Origin of the sequence: Nitrospirillum amazonense, assembly GCF_007828045.1 — a bacterium.
In the GTDB taxonomy this organism is placed as follows: domain Bacteria; phylum Pseudomonadota; class Alphaproteobacteria; order Azospirillales; family Azospirillaceae; genus Nitrospirillum; species Nitrospirillum amazonense_C.
Map to the genome: position 1 here is coordinate 125,792 of NZ_VITN01000002.1, position 20,697 is coordinate 146,488.

The 20,697-nt window shown below is 67.2% G+C and carries 18 protein-coding genes; 6 read left to right on the top strand and 12 right to left on the bottom strand.

All coding sequences use genetic code 11. From position 1 onward, the window contains the following. Positions 1-281: 281 nt before the first annotated feature. The gene (locus tag FBZ89_RS03045) at positions 282-968 is read left to right on the top strand and encodes a TetR/AcrR family transcriptional regulator (protein ID WP_145748571.1); all 687 of its coding nucleotides are present in this window, start codon (positions 282-284) and stop codon (positions 966-968) included. Between the two features lie 63 nt (positions 969-1,031). Here the strand turns inward: FBZ89_RS03045 and FBZ89_RS03050 are convergent, their stop codons facing one another. From FBZ89_RS03050 to FBZ89_RS03060, 3 genes are all read right to left on the bottom strand, one after another. Continuing rightward, the gene (locus tag FBZ89_RS03050; RefSeq protein ID WP_186457167.1) at positions 1,032-2,120 is read right to left on the bottom strand and encodes a GGDEF domain-containing protein; all 1,089 of its coding nucleotides are present in this window, start codon (positions 2,118-2,120) and stop codon (positions 1,032-1,034) included. A 259-nt stretch (positions 2,121-2,379) separates the two neighbouring features. Continuing rightward, positions 2,380-2,697, bottom strand: a complete 318-nt coding sequence (locus FBZ89_RS03055; protein WP_145748573.1) for a hypothetical protein — start codon at positions 2,695-2,697, stop codon at positions 2,380-2,382. A gap of 102 nt (positions 2,698-2,799) precedes the next feature. Next, entirely contained in the window at positions 2,800-3,198 is a 399-nt protein-coding gene (locus FBZ89_RS03060) for an acyl-CoA thioesterase (protein ID WP_040843418.1), read from the bottom strand. A 187-nt stretch (positions 3,199-3,385) separates the two neighbouring features. Here FBZ89_RS03060 and FBZ89_RS03065 point away from each other — a divergent pair, with 187 nt between their 5' ends. Then, positions 3,386-4,651 carry a CaiB/BaiF CoA transferase family protein gene (locus FBZ89_RS03065; RefSeq protein ID WP_145748574.1) on the top strand — a complete coding sequence of 422 codons (1,266 nt, stop codon included), beginning with the start codon at positions 3,386-3,388 and terminating at the stop codon, positions 4,649-4,651. A 71-nt stretch (positions 4,652-4,722) separates the two neighbouring features. Beyond that, positions 4,723-5,598, top strand: coding sequence for a dienelactone hydrolase family protein (locus FBZ89_RS03070; RefSeq protein ID WP_145748575.1), 876 nt, complete (start codon positions 4,723-4,725; stop codon positions 5,596-5,598). Positions 5,599-6,002: 404 nt separating this feature from the next. On the opposite strand, the gene FBZ89_RS03075 is transcribed toward FBZ89_RS03070, so the two are convergent. Continuing rightward, a complete protein-coding gene (locus FBZ89_RS03075) occupies positions 6,003-6,737 on the bottom strand; it encodes an SDR family NAD(P)-dependent oxidoreductase (protein WP_145748576.1) in 735 nt (244 codons plus the stop codon). 110 nt (positions 6,738-6,847) lie between these two features. After that, the gene (locus tag FBZ89_RS03080; protein ID WP_145748577.1) at positions 6,848-7,354 is read right to left on the bottom strand and encodes an Lrp/AsnC family transcriptional regulator; all 507 of its coding nucleotides are present in this window, start codon (positions 7,352-7,354) and stop codon (positions 6,848-6,850) included. 160 nt (positions 7,355-7,514) lie between these two features. Here FBZ89_RS03080 and ald point away from each other — a divergent pair, with 160 nt between their 5' ends. The 3 genes from ald to FBZ89_RS03095 all read left to right on the top strand — a co-directional run bounded on the left by ald (position 7,515) and on the right by FBZ89_RS03095 (position 9,378). Beyond that, positions 7,515-8,630: an alanine dehydrogenase gene (gene ald, locus FBZ89_RS03085; protein WP_145748578.1), complete on the top strand. Its 1,116-nt coding sequence runs from the start codon at positions 7,515-7,517 to the stop codon at positions 8,628-8,630. Between the two features lie 176 nt (positions 8,631-8,806). Beyond that, positions 8,807-9,001 carry a hypothetical protein gene (locus FBZ89_RS03090; RefSeq protein WP_145748579.1) on the top strand — a complete coding sequence of 65 codons (195 nt, stop codon included), beginning with the start codon at positions 8,807-8,809 and terminating at the stop codon, positions 8,999-9,001. Positions 9,002-9,036: 35 nt separating this feature from the next. Beyond that, complete coding sequence (locus FBZ89_RS03095; protein ID WP_145748580.1) at positions 9,037-9,378, top strand: cupin domain-containing protein; 342 nt, start codon at positions 9,037-9,039, stop codon at positions 9,376-9,378. Positions 9,379-9,997: 619 nt separating this feature from the next. Here the strand turns inward: FBZ89_RS03095 and FBZ89_RS03105 are convergent. The 7 genes from FBZ89_RS03105 to FBZ89_RS31845 all read right to left on the bottom strand — a co-directional run bounded on the left by FBZ89_RS03105 (position 9,998) and on the right by FBZ89_RS31845 (position 20,642). Then, positions 9,998-10,732, bottom strand: coding sequence for a DUF4262 domain-containing protein (locus FBZ89_RS03105; RefSeq protein WP_145748581.1), 735 nt, complete (start codon positions 10,730-10,732; stop codon positions 9,998-10,000). A gap of 104 nt (positions 10,733-10,836) precedes the next feature. After that, a complete protein-coding gene (locus FBZ89_RS03110; RefSeq protein ID WP_186457168.1) occupies positions 10,837-13,098 on the bottom strand; it encodes a putative bifunctional diguanylate cyclase/phosphodiesterase in 2,262 nt (753 codons plus the stop codon). Between the two features lie 96 nt (positions 13,099-13,194). After that, positions 13,195-13,593 carry a response regulator gene (locus FBZ89_RS03115; protein ID WP_145748583.1) on the bottom strand — a complete coding sequence of 133 codons (399 nt, stop codon included), beginning with the start codon at positions 13,591-13,593 and terminating at the stop codon, positions 13,195-13,197. Between the two features lie 143 nt (positions 13,594-13,736). Then, positions 13,737-16,130 carry a response regulator gene (locus FBZ89_RS03120; protein ID WP_145748584.1) on the bottom strand — a complete coding sequence of 798 codons (2,394 nt, stop codon included), beginning with the start codon at positions 16,128-16,130 and terminating at the stop codon, positions 13,737-13,739. Between the two features lie 273 nt (positions 16,131-16,403). Further along, a complete protein-coding gene (locus tag FBZ89_RS03125; RefSeq protein WP_145748585.1) occupies positions 16,404-16,646 on the bottom strand; it encodes a hypothetical protein in 243 nt (80 codons plus the stop codon). 194 nt (positions 16,647-16,840) lie between these two features. Beyond that, positions 16,841-18,154 (bottom strand): pentapeptide repeat-containing protein, encoded by a 1,314-nt coding sequence (locus tag FBZ89_RS03130; protein WP_246172010.1) that lies wholly within the window; start codon positions 18,152-18,154, stop codon positions 16,841-16,843. A gap of 169 nt (positions 18,155-18,323) precedes the next feature. Then, positions 18,324-20,642, bottom strand: a complete 2,319-nt coding sequence (locus FBZ89_RS31845) for a hybrid sensor histidine kinase/response regulator (RefSeq protein ID WP_145748587.1) — start codon at positions 20,640-20,642, stop codon at positions 18,324-18,326. Positions 20,643-20,697: the final 55 nt, after the last annotated feature.

Below are 20,697 nucleotides of genomic sequence, written 5' to 3' on the forward strand. Positions count from 1 at the left end.
CGAGCTGGCCTATGGCGAGGGCCGAAGCGGGCGATGACACCGGTTCCCTGTTCGGTCGAAAATAATATGACCCATTGTTGCCCGCCGGCATCTTGTTTGTTGCAATCCGATGCGATAAGAGGGGTTGGACAAGACGCCGCGCAGCCAAGCCAGGGAGTGGTTGCCGTCACCCGAAACGCGGCCATTCCAAGCGCTTGCGCACCCTTTCCGCCGCGTTTGGAAACCGTCGCCTGGGTTGGACTGTCTTCCGAATTCCCATGCCGTGAGAGCGCAGACGCCCAATGACCGCCACCGCCCTCGCCACCGCTCCCGGCCCCGGCCAAGCCCCCCGGCAGCGTTCCGTCCGCGGCCGTCCGCGCTGTGACAAGTCGCGCCAGGCCATCCTCAGCAGCGCCTACGACCTGCTGGTGCAGGCGGGCCTGGCCGGTTTCACCATCGAGGCGGTGGCCGCCCGGTCCGGCTGCGCCAAAACCACCATTTATCGCTGGTGGCCCACCAAAGGCGCGCTGGCTGTCGCCTCGCTGCTGGAGATGGTGGAGGTGGCGGCCCCCATTCGCGCCACCGGCTCCGCCCGCCGCGATCTGGAAAGCCTGCTGGAGGTCATGGCCGGAACCATGGCGGGCCCCATGGGCCGGGTCATCGCCAGCATCATCGTGGAAGGGCAAAGCAATCCGGAAGTGCTGGAGACCTACTGCACCCAGGTGCTGCAGCCCCGCCGGGAACGCATCCGCGAGATTGTGCGCATGGGCGTGCGCTCCGGTGAGTTACCAACCGACCTGGACGAGGCGGTGGTGGTGGAGCTGCTGTACAACACCCTTTATAGCCGCCTGCTGATCCGCCACCAACCGCTGGACGAACCCGGCTGGACCCAGCGCCTGGTGGCCGCCGTGCTGGGCCCGGCGAACGCCGCCCCTCAGCCGGTGACCAAACCCCCGCGCATCCATAGCGACGCGCTGTACCCGGCTTAGAGTGCGATCGCTTCAGATCGCCTCCTCCGAGGGGATCGCACGATTGAACAAAAACTCAAAAACCTACGCCGCCACCGACACGCGGTTGCGGCCGGCGTTCTTGGCGGCGTAGAGGGCCTTGTCGGCACGGCCCAGCAGGCTGTCCACGCTGTGGTCGTTGGGGGACAGGGTGGTGACGCCCAGGCTGCAGGTCAGGGTCACGGACACGTCCGGCGCCAGGGTGATGGGCGCGGCCGCCACGGCGCAGCGCAGGCGCTCGGCCACCCGCTCCGCCTCCGGCCGGTCGGTCTGCGGCAGCAGGATCACGAATTCCTCCCCGCCGAAGCGGCCGATGACGTCGGTGTCGCGGATGGCACCCTGGCAGAGATCGACCACGGCACGGATGGCCTGGTCGCCGGCCTGATGGCCCCAGGTGTCGTTGATGCGCTTGAAATGGTCGATATCCAGCATCAGCACCGACAGCGGCCCGCCATAGCGCCGGGCCCGCGCCATCTCGCGCGCCGCCGTGTCGGTGATGAATCGCCGTGTGCCGGCCCCCGTCAGGCTGTCGGTGATGGCGACCAGCCGCAGCAGCCGCTGGCTCTCGTAACTGGTGTAATTGATCTGCTCGAACGCGAAGAGCACGCAGATGAACATGGCGCCCACCGGGCCCAGCAGCAGCGGATACTTCACATATTCGAAGTCTTGGGCGAAGCCCGCGGCCCCTGCCGCCGGCGGCAGGGAGATGATCAGCACCATGAAGGCGGCGCCGGTGGTGAAGGGCACGTACTGCATCACCAGCAGCGGCAGGAAGGTGAAGAACAGGAAGCCGGAGAATTGGGCCTGCATGCCGTGATCCAGGCGGTTCAGCACCTCGATGAACAGAATCTGGCAGGTGAAGGCGCCGATGAAGGCGTAGGCCGTGGTCAGGCGGCGCGGTACCCGGAAATGCAGCAGCAGGGCGTGCAGTACGATGATGACGGACATCACCAGCCGCAGGCCAATGGTGCGCCGCGCCCCTTCGGCGTCGATGACGTAGTCCCATCCCCACAGGCCACTGACGGTAATGGAGGTCGCCACCGTCATGATGGTGCTGAACAGCCGGTGGTGATCGAACTTGTAGTCGATATAGGCCCGGTCCGGCCAGACGACGTCCTTGATATGGTGGCCCACCGGGTCCGTTCCCTGTCTCCCCACCCCGGTGCGACACATGTCGGGATGGACTTATCCTGGGCAGCTTATACCGCGCCGGCCAATCCAGACTACGCCAGTATTTTGATGGTCACGCTGCCATGATGCCGCAGGATAAGGCTAGTCCAGGCAGGATGGACAACCCCATCCTGACCCTCTGGACCGAATTTTAACGGGCACCGCCTTTGGCCCCACTCCTAAGGTAATTTAATATCTCCTTAGGGAAACACTATTTCTTGCTTTAAACCTTACGCACAGGCTTGGTCGGCTTGGCTGTCGCCTGCCCGTAAGCCTTGACCGCCGCCTCTGGCTTCTTCATTTCTTCCATCAATTTCATGGCGAAGCGGCCGCCATCATGGCGGGACTGCAGGAAGGTCATCACCACGTCGCGCGCGGCCTGTCGGTCGAAGGGGATGTCGGCGGGCTCCTCGGCCGGAGGAGCCGACCGCGCCGTCTGCATGCGCTCCGCCGCCGCGGCCGCCTTTTCCAGGACGTCCGGGTCGATCCGCCGCCGGATGGCGCGGATCTGGCGCAGCAGTTCGTCACGGGGATCGGCCATGAAACCAGCTCTGACTTCAGCAAAAGGGGGCGACGATAGAGTGCGCGCGCCATGCCCCTGATGTCGAGGGAACTTTGGTCCGGCCTCTCGGCTCCCACCCGCTTATTCCTCCACGACCGGCAGGGGGCGGGGGCGGCGATTCTCGTCGATGGCGACGAAGGTGAAGACCGCCTCGGTCACCTTGTTGGTGTCGTCGGCGTCGCGGCTGCGGCGCCAGGCCTCCACCTCGATGCGCATGGAGGTGCGGCCACGCGACACCAGCCGGCCGAACAGGCTGACCTCATCCCCCACGAACACCGGGCCCAGGAAGGCGATGGCGTCCACCGCCACCGTGGCGGCGCGCCCCCGCGCCATGCGGGCCGCCACGTTGCCCGCCGCCAAGTCCATCTGTGACATCAGCCAGCCGCCGAAGATGTCGCCGGCGGGGTTGGTATCGGCCGGCATGGCGATGGTGCGGATGACGGGGACCTCGTCGGGCATCTTGGCGTTCTTATCGAGCATGGGGGCCTCGGGTTCGGCAGGTAAACGATTGGGATATCAGAGCGTGAAACGGCCCGCAGGGGAAGCCTGGGCTTAACAACCCCAATGCCATCTAGGCGCTGGTCGCGTCCGCCGTGTAAGATCGCCGCCGTGCAGACCAGGCATCCCCGACAGTCAGGCATCCCCGACAGAAGGTAGACCTGCGCCCATGACCCAGCCGCCCACCCCCGCCACCGGCCCGCTGACCGGCCTGAAGGTCCTGGACATGAGCCGGGTGCTGGCCGGCCCCAGCGCCACGCAGATCCTGGGCGACCTGGGTGCCGATGTGGTGAAGGTTGAACGGCCGGGCCAGGGAGACGACACCCGCGCCTGGGGCCCGCCTTTTCTGAAAGACGACGCCGGCCAGGACACCAAGGAAAGCGCCTACTACCTGTCGGCCAACCGCAACAAGCGCTCACTGACCCTGGACTTCACCAATCCGGCGGGCAAGGCGCTGGCCCTGCAGTTGATCGGCCACGCCGACGTGGTGGTGGAGAACTACAAGACCGGCACCCTGGGCCGCTATGGCCTGGGCTATGAGGACCTGCGCGACGCCTTCCCCCGGCTGATCTACTGTTCCGTCACCGGCTTCGGCCATACCGGGCCTTATGCCGCCCGCGCCGGTTACGACTACCTGGTGCAGGGCATGGGCGGCTTCATGTCCCTGACGGGGGAACCGGAGGGCCAGCCGCTGAAGGCCGGCGTCGCCATCGCCGATTTGATGACCGGCACCTACGCCGTCATCGCCATCCTGGCCGCCCTGCGCCACCGCGACCACACCGGCCGGGGCCAGGCCATCGACCTGTCGCTGTTCGACACCCAGGTCGCCTGGCTGTCCCATCCGGGCCAATATTACCTGACCAGCGGCCATCTGGCGCCACGCGTGGGCAACGCCCATCCCACCATCGTGCCCTATCAGACCTTCGCCACCAGTGACGGCTGGATCATCCTGGCCGTGGGGAATGACGAGCAGTTCGCCCGCTTCTGCCACCTGACCGGCAACGCCGCGTGGGCCAGCGACCCGCGCTATGCCACCAATCAGGCACGGGTGGCCAACCGCGACAGCCTGGTACCCGCCATCGCCGCCGTCATCCAAGGGCAGGGCAGCCAGTTCTGGATCGACGCGCTGGAACCGCTGGGCGTGCCCTGCGGCCCCATCAACAGCATCGACAAGGTTTTCGCCGACCCGCAGGTGGCCGCCCGCGAAATGCGCGTCACCCTGCCCCACCCTCAGGCCGGCGGGACTGGGGCGCCGGGTGCCGGCCTGCCGGGCACGGTGGAACTGATCGGCAGCCCCATGAAATTCAGCGACACGCCAGTCAACTACCGCCAAGCCCCACCCACCCTGGGCCAGCACACCGACGCCGTGCTGCAGGATTGGCTGCGGCTGGATGAGGAGGAAATCCGGCACCTGCGGCATACCGGCGCCTTGTGAGCGGCAAGGATGCGGCGCGCAGGGGCTTGCGGTAAGAGTTCAGCCATAACAACGACGCAGGGGCGACTTCCATGGAAGACAGCGTGATCAACCGTCGCGGCTTCACCACGGCCGGCCTGGCCGCGGGCTTCGCGCTGGCGGTGCAGCCGGTATCAGCCGAAACCATCATCACCGACGCCGACAACCTCGAGGCCGGCATGGTGCAGGTGCCCGTGACCGGCGGTGCCACCATGGGCGCCTACCGCGCCGTGCCCAAGTGGGCGGGCCAGGGCGGACACCATCCCGTGGTGCTGGTGGTGCAGGAAATCTTCGGCCTGCATGAGCACATCCGCGACCTCTGCCGGCGCTTGGCCAAATGGGGCTATTACGCCATCGCCCCCGACCTGTATTTCCGCCAGGGAGACGCCACCAAGGTGCCGGACATCCCCACCCTGGTGCGCGACATCGTGTCCAAGGTATCGGATGAGCAGGTCATGGCCGACCTGGATGCCACCGTCGCCTTCGTGAAGACCGATGGGAGAGCCGACACCCGGCGCATGGCCATCACCGGCTTCTGCTGGGGCGGACGTATCGTCTGGCTCTATTCCGCGCACAATCCCGACCTGAAGGCCGGCGCCGCCTGGTACGGCCGGCTGGTGGGCAACACCGATCCGGCGCACCCCAAGAACCCCATAGACCTGGTGGACCAGTTGAACGCCCCCGTCCTGGGACTGTACGGCGCCAAGGACGACGGCATCCCGGTCACCAGTGTGGATCAGATGCGGGCCGCCCTGGCCAAGGGCGATAAGGCCGCCAGCGACTGCAAGCTGATGGTGTTCGAGGACTCCGGCCACGGCTTCAACGCCGACTACCGCCCCAGCTACAACCCTGTCGATGCCAAGGCGGCGTGGAAGCAGATGCTGGAGTGGTTCAAGAAACACGGTGTGCCCTACGTGGCGCACGCTTGAATGAATTCGTAAATTTCTTGAATAGGACGCGACCGCGTCCGCCGGAGCGAGCACCGCCCAGTTAACGTAAAGGGGGCGGAGCGAGGAAGCCAAGGCCACGGATGTGGCCGCCCGGCGCCTGAGGGAACTATAGAAAAAGAAAAAAGGCCCGCCTGCGGGGGAGCGGCGGGCCTTTTAAGAGGCCGGGTTGGGCGCGGGGAGCAACCCACCCGGACGGGGAAGCAGAAACGGGACCGAGGTCACCGTCTCGGGCACCGGAGAGGTTGGGGCCATCCCCGGTACAAGAAGAAGACTATGCCCGCCGAACCGCCGCGGCTGTGACCAATATCACTACGGTACGGAGCGTAAGTATATCCTGCCATGCGCGGGCCTACCTTGAATCGCCGGCAGCAAATCCCGTCGCCTCAGGACAGCGCGATGCATTCACCGTGGCGGGTGTTGTCGGGCGCCACCAGGTCCAGGATGGTGGGCACGACCCGGGTCACGGGCGGCTGGGTGTCCGGCTTTTCCCCGGGGAAGGCCTGGGCGCGCAGCTTGGTGGGCATGGGGCCAGGGTCGACCAGGTTCACCTTCAGGGGGCTTTGCAGCACCTCCTGCGCGTAGGTCAGCGCCATCATCTCCAACCCCGCCTTGGCCACGGCGTAGGCGTTCCAATAGGCCACCGGCTCATGGCCATAGCGGTCGGTGATGAAGACGGCGCGGCCTGCGTCAGAACCACGCAGCAGCGGATCCAGCGTGCGGATGAGGCGCATGTTGGCGGTCAGCGTCAGGGCCAGCACCTTGTCCCACTGCTTCACGTCGGCATGGGCCATGGGCCCGATGGCGCCCAGCATGCCGGCGTTGGCCACCAGGATGTCCACCCGCTTGAACCGGTCCAGCAGGGCCGGGCCCAGCACGTCCAGCTGCGCCGGGTCGGCCGCCATGTCCTGGGGAATGAGGGTGGCGGTACCGCCGGCGGCGCGGATGGTGTCATCCACCTCCTCCAGCCCGCCCACGGTGCGGGCGATCAGCACGACGTGCGCGCCCTCCGCCGCCAGCCCCTTGGCGACGGCGGCGCCCAACCCGCGCGAGGCGCCGGTGACGACGGCGACACGGCCTTTAAGACGGCCTGGGACGGCGGGAGAGGCAGGCTCGGTCATGCGGGACGCTTTCCTCGGATAAAGGTTTTTCGGCGGTACGGGTGGGCGCGAGGTGCCCCCGCGTCACCGCAACGGCTGGCTTTGCGGTTTACGGCCTGGCATCGCGTCCGTCAATCGCCGCCCACGGTGACGACATCGGCCAGCGGCAGGGCCGTGCGCTTCATGACCGTACGCAGGGTGAAGCTGGAATGGACACGGGCCACCCCCGGCAGGCGGGTCAGGATGCGGTTGTGCAAGGCCTCGTAATCGGCGGCCCCCGCCACCACCACGCGCAGCAGATAGTCGCTGTCGCCCGACATCAGATAGCACTCCATCACCTGCGGGCAGGTAGCCAGCGCCTCCTCGAACGCGCGCAGGTAGGGCTCCGTCTGTTTTTCCAGCGTCACCTGCACGAACACGCTCTCCGGCCGCCCGCAGGAGGCCGGGTCCAGGATGGCAGTGTAGCCGCTGATGATCCCCGCCTCCTCCATTGCCTTGACGCGGCGCAGGCAGGCGCTTTCCGACAGATGGACATGGGCGGCCAGTTCCGAATTGGGGATGCGGCCATGCTCCTGCAGGCGGGCCAGGATGGCACGATCAATCCTATCCAGTACCGTTGTTCGCAGACTCTGCCGCATTGGACGCCTTCAACGATGTCTCCTTGCGTATTGTGCGCCGGTCCTAACCTTCAACGCAAGGACATGCACCGGCCTCCGGCCTTATCTTGAGCTTCGAAATCGAGGCAACGGTTGCGCGACCGGACAGGCGGCGCCAACCCAGATGATCCGGGAGATAACCATGCTGGTCGGCGTTCCTAAGGAAATCAAAAACCACGAGTATCGCGTTGGTCTGATCCCCGGCAACGTGCGCCAGCTGGTGGCCCACGGCCACTCCGTCGTCGTGCAGAAGAACGCCGGCACCGCCATCGGCCTGACGGATGAGCAGTACGCCGCCGCCGGCGCCACCCTGGTGGAGACGCCTGAGGAGATCTTCGCCAAGGCCGACATGATCGTGAAGGTGAAGGAGCCGCAGCCGCATGAGTGCCGCATGCTGCGCCCCGGCCAGGTCCTGTTCACCTACCTGCATCTGGCGCCCGATCCGGAACAGACCGAACTGCTGCTGGCCTCCGGCGCCATCTGCATCGCCTATGAGACCGTGACCGACGTCCGTGGCGGCCTGCCCCTGCTGGCCCCCATGAGCGAGGTCGCCGGCCGCATGTCCATCCAGGCCGGCGCCAAGTGCCTGGAAAAGAGCTACGGCGGCAACGGCATCCTGCTGGGCGGCGTGCCCGGCACCCCGGCCGCCAAGGTCGTGGTCATCGGCGGCGGCGTGGTCGGCCTGAACGCGGCCCGCATGGCCGTGGGCCTGGAAGCGGAAGTGACCGTCCTGGACAAGTCGCTGGACCGGCTGCGCCAGATCGACCAGCAGTATGGCCGCCGCGTCAACACGCTGTACGCCAACATCGACACCATCGAGCAGGCGGTGCTGGACGCCGACCTGGTCATCGGCGCCGTGCTGGTCCCGGGCGCCAACGCCCCCCGCGTCGTCACCAAGGAAATGGTGACCAAGATGCGCCCCGGCAGCGTGCTGGTGGACGTGTCCATCGACCAGGGCGGCTGCTTCGAGACCTCGCACGCCACCACCCACGCCGACCCCACCTATGTGGTCGATGGCGTCATCCACTACTGCGTGGCCAACATGCCGGGCGCCGTGGCCCGCACCTCCACCTTCGCCCTGAACAACGCCACCTCCCCCTTCGTCCTGGCCCTGGCCGACAAGGGCTGGAGCCGAGCGCTGACCGATGACGTGCACCTGCGCAACGGCCTGAACGTGTTCCGTGGCAAGCTGACCCACCCAGCATTGGTGGAAGAGGGCGACGCCCGCTACCTGGCCGCCGACAAGGCCATCGCCTGATCCCTTCCGGATCAGCGGCAAGAGTTGAGTTGCGAAGGCCCGGCGGCGACGCCGGGCCTTTTCGCTGCCCGCTCCCAGTGCCCCCATTGGCATGCTGCGCCGCAGCACAGACATTTCCCCTGGCAGGGGCACCGCCATGTCGCTTAAGTTGTATTTGTGTTTGTTTGGGGGCACCAATGACCGTGAGCGATGGGCTTCTGTTACTTCTCCTGTTCGGTGGCGCTTTCGGACTCTGGAACCTGTCGGACCTGCTTGAGGCCAAAGAACAGGAACTCCGTGAGCGCGCGCGGAAACTGAAGCTGGAAAATGATCGCGAGGAGCGGCGGATCCAGCAGGAACAGGACGCTGCCGTGCCTTCGACCAATAGCTGATCGCTCCACCCGACGCGACCGGAGACCGGACCGCAATGCAAACCCTGCCCTGGCTCCTGTCGGCATCGCCTGCGGTGACGGACCTGCCCGATGTTCCGGCGGGGGAACGGTTCCAATACCTGCTGCAGCACGGCACCATGAAGGTGGGCGTCTACGCCCCTCGGGGCCACGACCCGCAAGGCCCCCACGTCCGCGACGAAATCTATGTGATCATCAGCGGCACCGGCACCTTCGTGAAGAACGGCGAGCGCCGCCCCTTCCAGCCGCACGACCTGCTATTCGTGGAAGCCGGCGCCGAGCATCGCTTCGAAGACTTCAGCGACGACTTCGCCACCTGGGTCCTGTTCTGGGGACCGACGGGCGGGGAGGCCGCTTAAGCGCCGCGATCCCAGCAGCAACGTTGAGCCTTTTCGTTTCCACCGTTCAGGGCAGGGGCTTAAGAGAATCGACCCAGCGATTGGGGCGTCCCGCAAAATGGTCTCGGAGACGATCTTCGACGTGTCCCTGGCTCCAAACCGCCGCAGCTTCCAATGCCTTGCATTCGTCAAAAGTGCTGGGCCGTATATAGCCATCAGAGCTTCGATAAATTGAATACTTGCCAGATATCTTGTCCCTCATGAAGTACTCTACCGGAAGTGTCAGCTCCGGCTCCAACTTTCGATGGTCCACAATCGGCCACTTGGAAAACGCTGATCGCATGACTGTAATCGTCCAAAGGATCGGTGCATCGTAAACATCCCCCACATCCACTTCAGCTACTCTGGACTGATAAGCGTACGAGGCGATCTGGATAGGACACGCACAAACGTATTTGCGCCGTTCCCAAGGTCGATCCGCAGTAAACTCCCCTCACGTGCCCTTTTCATTGATTTGGCATCCAGATGTCATTCTGACGCCGAAGTGCGGGGAAGCCGCTCATGCGCTGCGCCCCTCGTGGCTAGCCTTACCGTACCACCAACAAGCCATCTTCTCCGCCTACCGCCCCTGACCGACTACTCAGACCGGCTTGGCTTTCCACTCACGCCACCGCGTTTCACCTTCTTCACGCCAGCGCGCCTCTCCGACGTTGAGGGGCAGCAGGGACGCGACGGACGGATCAAATCCGATCAATGTTCCCAGCGGAACGGCCCTCGCATCGCCCTCGCTAACATCCGGCCCGGGGCCCGCAAAGATTTCCCAGTGATCGGCTTCCCAACGGCCCGCTTCCGTGACCTGCCGCCCCCGCAGCGCCTCCAAATTGGTAAGCGCAACGGTTCCGCTGGGGGCGGGAAACGTCCATGGCTCGATCACCCACCTCCAGACCGGCTCGTCGCAGGGACTGAACTCCCTCGACATATCCGGCACGTCAATGGTGCGATGGTGTTCATCAGGGCAAACTTGGACGGCAGATACGGTCTTATCATTATAATAATCAAGAGCGCCCAACATGAGATGGTGGACCCAGGATTCATGAACAGGCTGGAGGCTGAACCCTCCAACCCCATCCACAGAAAATGATGTTTCTCCCACCTCATCGCCGCGCAAATACCCACGGGCCAATGTGCCAATGATGGAAAAAATATCATTGGCAGAATAATAGGCCCCTCCCCCAAATATTATTTCATATCCTATTATGTCGCAAATGCCGACGGCATATGCGAACCTTGGAATGTCCCCACCTGACACCAAATAAGCGTGATATCCGTATTGCCGAATGCTCTGCCTTATTTGATCGATGAACTTCGCCATCATCCGCACGCGCCTTTATGATGTAGCCAAATCTGCCACTGGACCAGGATCGATCTTAGAAATTCCACCCGGCGATTGGGACGCCCCGCCAGCCGTCCGTCCCACCCTCAGGCGCTGCGCCCCTCGCGCTCGTCCTCCCGCGCCATCAGCAGCGGGTGCAGGAAGCGGGCTTCCAGCTGGCGGGCGGGCATGGGCTCGGCGATGAAGAAGCCCTGGACGACGGGGCAGCCTTCGGCCACCAACCAGGCCAGCTGGTCCTCCCGCTCCACCCCCTCGGCCACCACTTCCAGGCCCAGGCGGGCGCCCAGGGTCAGGATCATGGCGGCGATGGCGCTGTCGCGCGGTAGGTCCTGCACAAAGGCCCGGTCGATCTTCAGGGTGTCGATGGGCATTTGGCGCAGATAGGACAACGAGGAGAAGCCGGTGCCGAAATCGTCCACGGCGATGCGCACGCCCAGCCGCTTCAGGCGCCACAGCACCTCCAGCGAGCGGGCGCTGTCCACCATGACGCTTTCCGTCACCTCGATCTCGATGCGGTCGGCGGGCACGCCGCTGCGCGCCAGGCAGTCGCGCACCCGCTCGACGAAGCTGGGGGCGATGATCTGCCGGGCGGAGACGTTCACGGCGATGTGGAAGTCGGGCAGCAGCTTGGTCCAATGCGTGGCCTCGCGCACCGCCTGTTCCAGCACCCAGCTGCCCAGCTCCATGATCAGGCCCGAATCCTCGGCCACGGTCATGAAGGCGCCGGGCTGCACCAGCTGGCCGTCGTGCTTCCAGCGCACCAGCGCCTCCGCCCCCACCAGCGCCTGATCGGCCGCCCGCACCTTGGGTTGGAAGTACAGCTCGAACGAGCCGATGCTGAGCGCCTGGCGCAGGTTGGCCTCGGTGCTGAGCCGGTTCTCCGCCCGCTCGCTCATCTCGCGGGAGAAGAAACGGTATTGGCCACGGCCGGCGGCCTTGGCGGCGTAGAGCGCGGTGTCGGCCTGGCGCATCAGGGTATTGGCATCCTCTGCCCCCTCGCTGGCCAGGGCCACGCCGATGGAGGCGCCGGCGTGCAGCAGGTGCCCGCCCTCCACCATCAGCGGTGATTCCAGGGCCTTCAGCAGGCGCTCCGCCAGCACGGCGGCGTCCACCGCCTCCAACGCGTTTTCCGTCACCACCAGGAACTCGTCGCCGCCCAGGCGGCCCAGCATGTCGTCCTCGCCGATGCAGTCGCGCAGGCGCCCCGCCACGGCCTTCAGCAGCCGGTCGCCCACGTCGTGGCCCAGGCTGTCGTTCACATGCTTGAACCGGTCCAGGTCCAGGAAGAACAGGGCGATGCCCCGCCCAGCGCCGCGGCCCGTCCGGCCGTGCGGCTCGTCCTGGCAGGCCAGTTCCGGACTGTACAGCCGCCGCTCCCGCCGTTTCAGCGCCTCTTCCAGACGGCGTTGCAGCAGCAGGCGGTTGGGCAGGCCGGTCAGAACGTCATGGGTCGCCAGCTGTTCCATGTCCGAGCGGCTGCGGTCCAGAAGGCGCAGCACCTCGTTGAAGCGGCGGACCAGATAGCCCAGCTCGTTATCCGCCTGGCGGGGGAAGTCGGGCAGGCGGGCGGCCCCTGGGCGCGACGGATCGATGCGGGCCACGGCCAGGCCCACCGCGCGCAGCGGCCGGGTCAGGAAGGTGTGCAGCAGCAGGGCCAGCACCACGCCCAGCGCGAGGTCACGCATAAGGCCGCCCAACACCGTGGTGCGGATGAAGGCGGCATAGTCAGCCGCCGCCCGGCTGGTGTCCATCTCCAGTTCCAGCCGGCCGATGATGGGACTGTTGCGGGGGCCGCCGGCGGGGCGGTACAGCAGGCGCTGGGTCCGCGCCAGGTCTTGGAAGACAGGGGTGAAGCGGGCGCCGGACAGCCAGCCGCGCCAGAAGGCCCCGCCCTCCTCCGCCGGCGGCAGGTCACGCATGCCGTCGGCCAGCACCCGATCCGGCATTTCGACAAGGCGCACGGCGCGCACGCCGTCAATGGCCAGGACGGACCGCACCAGGCCGGATGCCAGGTCGGGGTCCAGGTTCCACACGGCGGCGCTGGCCGTGTTCTCCACCAGGTCCAGCACCATGCGGCCGGCGTTGGCGAACTTGGCCCGCTCCCGCTCCGCCTGGCCGATGCCCTGGATCAGCGACAGGATGGCGCCGATGACCAGGGCGGACAGCAGGGCCAGGGCCGCCTGGCGCACCGCCAGGGACCGCCAGAAGGCCACGGTCATTTGATGGCGGCGCATCGCCTCCCGCCGGCGGGCGCGGCGCACGCGCCAGGCGCATACCCAGCGCGGCAGGCGGATGCCCAACAGCCGGGGGGCCGGCACACCGGAACGGATGGCGCTGGGCTTGGTCACGGCACGCCCTTCGCCGGTGAAACCGCCGGCGTCCGCCCCATCCCGTTTCCCTCGCCCCGCGCCATCGCCATCCCTATTCCCCGCCGCCATCCTCGCCTATCGCCGCGGCGCCATCACAACCTGCAGCTTCTCCCGCAGGTTCACCAGGGTGACGGGCTTGGCGATGAACGCGTCCGCACCCAAATCCCTGGCCTTCAAAACCGTTACCTTGTCCGCGCGATTGGTGAGGAAAACCACAGGAATGTGATGTCCTTGCGTTTCCCGCGCCCGAAGGTGCTGCAGGAAGGTCAACCCATCGACCGGCGCCATGTCGATGTCGGCGATGATGACGTCCGGCCGGCGTTCCATGGCCACGTTCAGGCCGGACGACCCGTCCTCCGCCTCCATCACCGTGCCGAAGTCCAGCTGCCGCAGGATACGGACGACGACACCCCGGATGAAACTTTGATCCTCAATCACCAGGGAGCTGCGGAAATTGAATGAAATCGCACCCATCTGCCATCCCCAAACGGCCGCCGCCTTCAAATCCAAACAATTTTATTTTAACGAGGAATGAATACACACCCCATTCCAGCTTCCGGAACATGAGGCCCCGGAATACAGGATTAGTATAGGCAGAAATGATGGTGGTCGTCTTCTTATAAAGAGGCGATGGCCGCCGCGACCTGTTCCAGCGCGCCCGGAACAGCCCTTGCCGCCTGCCGCGCCTCATCAACCTTCCCTTGGACCAGGGCATCTTCCACTCGGTCGGCCACGCGGGCCAGGACGTCGGCCCCGGCGCTTTTGGCCACCCCGGCCAGGGCATGCGCCTCGCGCCGGGCGGCACCCGCGTCATTCAAGGTGAAGGCATGGCCCAGGCCGTCCGCCAGCGGGCGCGCCGCCCCCAGGAAGTCGCGCAGGAAAGCCCGCGCCTCGTCATCCAGCACGCTGAACAATTCCAGCGTGCGGGCCAGGTTCAGCACCGCTGTCGTATCCGCCCGCGTCGCGCCACCGGGCGTCGTGTCAACCAGCGGCGGCGGCGCGGCCTTCGCACCGCCGTCCGACAGGGGCGGCAGCCATTGCGCCAGGCAGCGGTCCAGCCGGTCCAGCTCCAGGGGCTTGGCCAGAAAGCCGTCCATGCCCGCCGCCAGGCAGCGCTGGGACTCACCCGCCATGGCGTTGGCCGTCAGGGCAATGATGGGGGTGCGCAGACCCGTGCCCGTCTCCGCCTCCCGGATGGCGGCGGTCAGCTCGAACCCATCCATCTCCGGCATGTTGCAGTCGGTCAGCACCAGGCCGAAGCGGCCCGTGCGCCAAGCGGCCAAGGCCTGGCGTCCATCCTCGGTGACCTCGGCGGCGATGCCCAGCAGGCTGAGCTGCCGGCGGATGACCATCTGGTTGACGGGCTGGTCTTCCGCCACCAGCACCAGGCGGCCTTGCGCCATGGCCATCTCGACCGTCGGCGGCTCGCCGCGCCCCTGGCGCAAGGGCGACGCCGCGGCGCGGGCGGCCGTCTCCTGCCCCACCGCCGAGGCCACGGCCCGGATCAGGGGCACGCGGCGCACCGGACGGCCGATCTGCACCGTGCCCGACGGCAGGCCCGCCGGCCGCACCGAATCCGCCGCGGCCACCAGTACCGCCGGTTTGCCCGCCGGCAGGTCGGGCCAGACGTCGCCCGGTCGGGGAACGACCACGGCCACGTTCCAGGGCTGGCCGTCACCCGCCACGCGGCCGCCGGCTGCCTCGATATAACAGGCGACGGTGTCGCGCAGGGCCTGGGTCTCGGCCGCCACCAGCACGGTGATGCCGGCCAGCGACGGCAGGGCCGGCTGGGGCGCTGCCACCGGCTGTTCCTGGGCGACGGCCAGGTCTATCTCGAACCAGAAGGTGGACCCCTGGCCCAGCACGCTATCAAGGCCGATGCGGCCCTGCATCAAATCGATCAGGCGGCGGCTGATGGACAGGCCCAGGCCCGTGCCGCCGAAGCGGCGGCTTGTGGAGCTTTCGGCCTGGGTGAAGGGTTGGAACAGCTGCTTCTGCACGTCATCGTCGATGCCGATGCCGGTGTCCTGCACCGCCACCCGTACCAGAGCCCTGCCCGGCGCCGCACCGGGCAGGCAACGCACCGATAGGGTGACGCCGCCCTTCTCGGTGAATTTGATGGCGTTGCCCGTCAGGTTGTACAGCACCTGGCGCAGGCGCAGCGGGTCACCCATCAGCAACTCGGGGATGGCGGGGTCGATGTGCACGTGCAGGTCCAGCGCACGCTTGCGCGCCTGGGCCGCCAGCATGTCGGCCACGCCCTCCACCAGCGGACCCAGGGCCACCGGATGGCACTCGATGTCCATGCGCCCCGCCTCGATCTTCGAGAAATCGAGGATGTCGTCGATGATACGCAGCAGCGTGCCCGCCGCGTCGCGCGCGGTGAACAGCATCTCCATCTGGTCATCATCCAGGCCCGTGTGGGACATCAGTTCCAGCATGCCCAGCACGGCGTTCATGGGCGTGCGGATCTCATGGCTCATGGTGGCCAGGAAGCTGGACTTCAGCCGGCTGGCGCTCTGCGCCTCCCGCGCGGTGCGGATGTTGTCGTAGGACCGCAGCGCCGTGATGATGGTGATGAACAGCTTTTCCGAGGTGAGCTCGGTCTTCGCCTTGTAGTCGTTAATGTCGTAATTGACGATGACGTCGCGCACCGGCGCCTGGCCGGGCTGGCCGGTGCGCAGCACGATGCGCACGTCGTTGTTGTCGAATTCCTCGCGGATGCGCCGCGCCAGCACCAGGCCAGCGTCATCCGTTTCCATGACGATGTCCAGCAAGGCCACGGCGATGTCGCCGCGCTTGGTCAGGATGCCCGCCGCCTCCGCCGCCGATCGCGCGGTCAGCAATTCCAATGGCCGGCCCTTGTACGTCAGCCGGCTGAGCACCAGCCGGGTCATGATGTGCACTTCCTCGTCGTCATCGACGACCAGGATGGGCCAGGGCGGCAGCTCCGGCGCGCGCGTCGCCGGTGCATCCTCCGCCAGGAACAGGGAATCGAGGTCAGACGTCATCGCCGCCCGTCTTCAGGGCGGTGGGCAGTGACGGCCTGCTGTCGTTTGGAACCGCTGGTCACAGCCATGGATCGACGTGTCGGCACCTTTATGCCGCTGGATGATTGAACCCCATCGGGACGGGGCGCCAAGCGCGCCCTACCCCCGTGCTCGGCGCACTGTACATGACAGGGCCCCGCCAATCCAGCCGCGCACAATCCGGCGGTCGATCCGGGAGTGTAACGTCACCGGACCGCAACAGTGGACCAAAGGAGTCGAGAGTAAAGCGCCGCCTTAGCGGCTGGCAGCCTTGCGCCCGCGGCCGGTAGCCTTGGGGGCCGCCTTGGCACTGCGGCGGCCGCGCTTCACCGGCTCGGGCGGCGGCGGGGGCGGCGGCGCGATGCAGGCTTCAAGCCCCTGGTACGCCATCACAATAACCGACGGCAACGCCTCGACGCTGACGGGATTGGACCGGGCATATGACGTTGCGATCTTGACCGCCAGTTCCCGCAATTCCGGCCTTAGTCGATCGTTCATCTAACGCTCCCACCCGCTTCCCATGGACGACTTGATAGAAGGGACCGTAATCAAAGACGCTTCGTTTAGCGCCCATTAATTCGGTCTATGCGGTTTGGGTGAGTAATACTGGCCAAGAGTACTGGCTGGGCGCCGGTTCACTATGACCCGGGATGGAGGTGGGCAAGGGTTCGGGAAGCGTGCCGAGGCCGGTTTCAGCCCACCCGGGCCGACGGCGACAGCTCGGGCCGGTCCAGGCCCACCACCCCGTCGAGGCGAGCGTCGGCAAAGCGCACGCCGGTGATGTCCGCCTGCGCCAAATCGGCGCCGCGCAGGTCGGCACCGGTAACGTTGGCGTATTGCAGCTGGGCGCGCCACAGGCTGGCCCGGGCCATGTTGGCGCCGGTCAGGTCAGCGGGCCATGACCGGCCGCTGGGATGGCCGTCCGATTGCAGGATATCCGCGGGGTCCAGGCGGGCATCGGCCATGTCGGCGCCAGCCAGCCGGGCGTGACCCAGCGTGGCGCCGCGCAGCACGGCGCCACGCAGGCTGGCCTCGGTCAAGTCGGCACCGGAAAGATCGGCCAGGGTCAGGTCGGCGCCGCCCAGCAGGGCGCCCCGCAGATGGGCGCCGCGCAGGGTGGCGCCGGACAGCCGTGCGCCGCGTAGATCGGCGCCGTCGAGATTGGCGCCCTCCAACTCGGCACGGGCGCCGCGGGCACCGCCGCTGTCTATCCAGCGTTCGTGGTCGTGCACCCGATGGCGCATGTCCAGGGCCAGCGAATCGAGGGGGCGGGAGAAGCGCGCTTCATCCAGCAGGGCTTCGCTAAGATCGCAGTGGTCCAACTCCACCCCGACGAGATCGGCACCGGCGAAGCGCGCGCCCTGCAGCCGCGCGCCCACCAGCAGGGCTCCGCTGAGGCGGGCGGCCGTGAGGTTGGCCTGGCTCAGGTCAGCGCCAGTCAAATCCACCTCCCGCAGGACAGAACCGGTGAGGTCGGCGCCCCGCAGGTCGGCGCCGCGCAACACCGCGCCGGTGATGTCGCATTCCAGCATGACCACGCCGGACAGGCGCGCCCCCACCAGAAGGGCGCGGCCCAGGTGGGCCTTGCGGAAGACGATGCCATGGCCGGACCGCGGCGCCTCCGCCGCCCCCTCGCCTTCTCCCTCGGAATCCGGTACCGCGATCAACATGTCGCTGGAGCGCAAATCGGCGCCGCGCAAATCCGTGCGATCCAGCAGGGCGCCCCTCAAGGCGCAGCCGCGCAGGTCCGCCGCCGCCAGGCAGGCCTGGGTCAGGTCGGCATCCGTGAGGTCGGCGCCATAAAGGTCGGCCCCCTCCAACCGGCAATTCGTCAGGATGGCGCCGGACAGGTCGGCCCCGGCCAACTGGGCGCGGGACAGGTTGCGGTTCGACAGGTCGACGCCTCGGAGGATGAGCATCGCCAGATTGGCGCGCCGCCCGCCCGGCTTGGCCGCCAGCCAGCGCTCGTGCTCATCAATAATCTGGGTCAGCTGGGCGCCGAACATGGAACCATCCGCTCGCGACCAAGTAACAGGCATGCGGGACAGCCCGCCGGGCCAATCCCAAATGGGCGGGCCAAATGGGCGGGGTCGCTCCGCCGGGACCGAGTATAGGCGGCGGCGGGTTAATGGAAGCTGAAAGCCGGATGGGGAATCCGCATAGGGCGGCAGAATTTCAGTCCAAGGCGTCGAGGGCGTCCAGCAACTGGTCCATGCGATAAGGTTTGGGCAGCAAGCGCATGCCTTCCAGCGGCGGCAGGTTTTCCGCATAGCCCGTTGTCAGCAGCACGGCGAGATCGGGACGCAGCAGCCGGGCCACTTTGGCCAGTTCCACGCCATTCATGCCGCCGGGCATGACGATGTCCGAGAACAGGATGTCGATGGTGTCGCCGTCCTGCAGCAGGGCCAGGGCCTGGTCGGCGCGCGAGGCCTGCATCACGGTGAAGCCGCGTTCCTTCAGGCTGGCCGACACGGTGGCGGACACGGTGGCGTCATCCTCCACCACCAGCACGGTGCGTGTCTCCACCCGGTCGGCCGGACGGGCCTCGGCGGGCGCCACGGGCCGGCGGGGGGCGGTGGCGGCGCGGGGCAGGAACAGGGTGACGGTGGTGCCCACACCCGGCACACTGTCCAGATGGACGGTGCCGCCCGACTGGCGGGCGAAGCCATAGACCTGCGACAGCCCCAGGCCGGAGCCCTTGCCCACCTCCTTGGTGGTAAAGAAGGGCTCGAACACATGGGGCAGCACAGCGGGGTCGATGCCGGAGCCGGTGTCGGTGACGGCCAGGCGCACGAACTGGCCTTTCAGCGCATCTTCCGTCTGGTCCGGCGCCAAATGCACATTTTCGGCCACAAAGCGCAGCACGCCGCCGTTGGGCATGGCGTCGCGGGCGTTCACCGCCACGTTCAGCAGCGCCAGCTCCAACTGGGCGCTGTCGGCCATGGCTGGCCAAAGCCCCTGGGGCAGCACCATTTCCAACACGATGTCGGCGCGCAGCGCGTGCATCAGCAACTGGCGCATGGTGCGCATCAGGTCAGCCACGTCCAACGGTTCGGGACGCAGGGCCTGACGGCGGGCGAAGGCCATCAGCTGGCGGGTCAAGCCGGCCCCCCGGTCGACGGCCTGCATGCCGGCGCGAATCAGGTCGCGGCTGCGGTCATCCGGGGCCCGGCGCAACAGCATGTCCAGACAGCCGGACACCGCCTGCAGCAGATTGTTGAAATCATGGGCGATACCGCCAGTCAGGCGGCCCACCGCCTCCATACGGTGGGCTTGGAACAGGGCGGTATTGGCGCTCTCCGCCTCCGCCACCGCCGCCCGCACCTTCTCCTCCTGCTCGGCGCTGGAACGGGCCAGGCGCTGGCTGGCGTCGGCCAGTACCTGGGCGACGGCGTCCGCCTCGGCCAGACCCAGTGTCTCCGTCGGCACGGGCGCCCCGCGGCCCAGCGCGGCCGCCCGGGCAGCCAGTTGTTCCACCGGATAGGTGATGCCCCGGGCCAGGCGCAGGGCCAAGCCCATGGCCAGCGCGAACAAGCCCACCGCCCCCGCCAGCGCCAACAACAGGCCCCGCCAAGCCTCCCGCCCCAATTCGTCCCGCGGCGCCGCGATCGCCACGACCAAATCCTGGCTGGGCGTGCGGCGGAAAGAGACTATGGTCGGCATGCCCTCCAGCGACACGCCGGGCATGCGGCCCGATGTCTGCTTGGCATACGCCTCGGCGAATTCCGGCCGGGCCTTTTGCCCGACGTAGCGCTCAGGATCGCGGGTGCGGGCGATGATGACGCCGGAGCGGTCGACGACGGCGCCGATCCAGCCGGCCCGCAGCTGCTGGTCCGTCAACAACTGGGTGAATTCCGTCGACGGCATGACCAGCGACAGGATGTAGGCCGGGGCGCCATTCCGGAACACCGGCTCGTGCAGGGCGATGGCCTGCTGGTTGGTGACGGTACTGTTGAACAGATTGCCGACACGGCTGCGCCTCGTCTCCAGCGCGGCACGCAGGTTCGGGCCCAGCTGGCCGCCGGAGAGCGGCGTCCCCGGCGGCAGCGCGGTGTTCATCAGCACCCGGCCGTCGCTGGCCGCCGCCAGGCGGAACCAGTAGCCCTTGGGCAGGTCTATGGCCCTGGCCTGGGCTTCCAGCGCCGCAACGTCACCCTGGGCCAGGGCGGGAGATGCGATGAGTGCGCGTAAATAGGCCTGGCTTTGCCCCAACTGCTGGTCCACCGCCAGGGCCAGCATGTGAGCCGTCTCATCGAGGTGGCGTTCCGCCACCCGGCGTTCCCGCGTGTAGGCCCCGCCCAGCAGCAGGGCGCCGCCCAGCAGTGGCGGCAGCAGCAGGGCGACGGCTGCCAGCAATAGCCGCCCACGCACCCCCAAGGCTGAGGAGGAGGTCCGCGCCGGGCGCTTGGACGCAGCCACGCGCAGGCTCGCCGGCGCCGGCATCGCGGCCGCGATACCCCGCCCTCCCGCCGCTACGTCCTCGCCATCCGCCATGTCTCGATCCCTTTGCCGGGGTCCAGCCGCACGCCTACCCCGCATGAAGCCGGTT

Excerpts from the sequence above, each read along its gene's own strand:
- FBZ89_RS03125 (WP_145748585.1), bottom strand. The coding sequence starts at position 16,646 with ATGAACGATCGACTAAGGCCGGAATTGCGGGAACTGGCGGTCAAGATC.
- FBZ89_RS31845 (WP_145748587.1), bottom strand. The coding sequence starts at position 20,642 with ATGGCGGATGGCGAGGACGTAGCGGCGGGAGGGCGGGGTATCGCGGCC.
- FBZ89_RS03080 (WP_145748577.1), bottom strand. The coding sequence starts at position 7,354 with ATGCGGCAGAGTCTGCGAACAACGGTACTGGATAGGATTGATCGTGCC.
- FBZ89_RS03095 (WP_145748580.1), top strand. The coding sequence starts at position 9,037 with ATGCAAACCCTGCCCTGGCTCCTGTCGGCATCGCCTGCGGTGACGGAC.
- FBZ89_RS03060 (WP_040843418.1), bottom strand. The coding sequence starts at position 3,198 with ATGCTCGATAAGAACGCCAAGATGCCCGACGAGGTCCCCGTCATCCGC.
- FBZ89_RS03075 (WP_145748576.1), bottom strand. The coding sequence starts at position 6,737 with ATGACCGAGCCTGCCTCTCCCGCCGTCCCAGGCCGTCTTAAAGGCCGT.
- FBZ89_RS03045 (WP_145748571.1), top strand. The coding sequence starts at position 282 with ATGACCGCCACCGCCCTCGCCACCGCTCCCGGCCCCGGCCAAGCCCCC.
- FBZ89_RS03090 (WP_145748579.1), top strand. The coding sequence starts at position 8,807 with ATGACCGTGAGCGATGGGCTTCTGTTACTTCTCCTGTTCGGTGGCGCT.
- ald (WP_145748578.1), top strand. The coding sequence starts at position 7,515 with ATGCTGGTCGGCGTTCCTAAGGAAATCAAAAACCACGAGTATCGCGTT.
- FBZ89_RS03105 (WP_145748581.1), bottom strand. The coding sequence starts at position 10,732 with ATGATGGCGAAGTTCATCGATCAAATAAGGCAGAGCATTCGGCAATAC.
- FBZ89_RS03070 (WP_145748575.1), top strand. The coding sequence starts at position 4,723 with ATGGAAGACAGCGTGATCAACCGTCGCGGCTTCACCACGGCCGGCCTG.
- FBZ89_RS03130 (WP_246172010.1), bottom strand. The coding sequence starts at position 18,154 with ATGTTCGGCGCCCAGCTGACCCAGATTATTGATGAGCACGAGCGCTGG.
- FBZ89_RS03065 (WP_145748574.1), top strand. The coding sequence starts at position 3,386 with ATGACCCAGCCGCCCACCCCCGCCACCGGCCCGCTGACCGGCCTGAAG.
- FBZ89_RS03115 (WP_145748583.1), bottom strand. The coding sequence starts at position 13,593 with ATGGGTGCGATTTCATTCAATTTCCGCAGCTCCCTGGTGATTGAGGAT.
- FBZ89_RS03055 (WP_145748573.1), bottom strand. The coding sequence starts at position 2,697 with ATGGCCGATCCCCGTGACGAACTGCTGCGCCAGATCCGCGCCATCCGG.
- FBZ89_RS03120 (WP_145748584.1), bottom strand. The coding sequence starts at position 16,130 with ATGACGTCTGACCTCGATTCCCTGTTCCTGGCGGAGGATGCACCGGCG.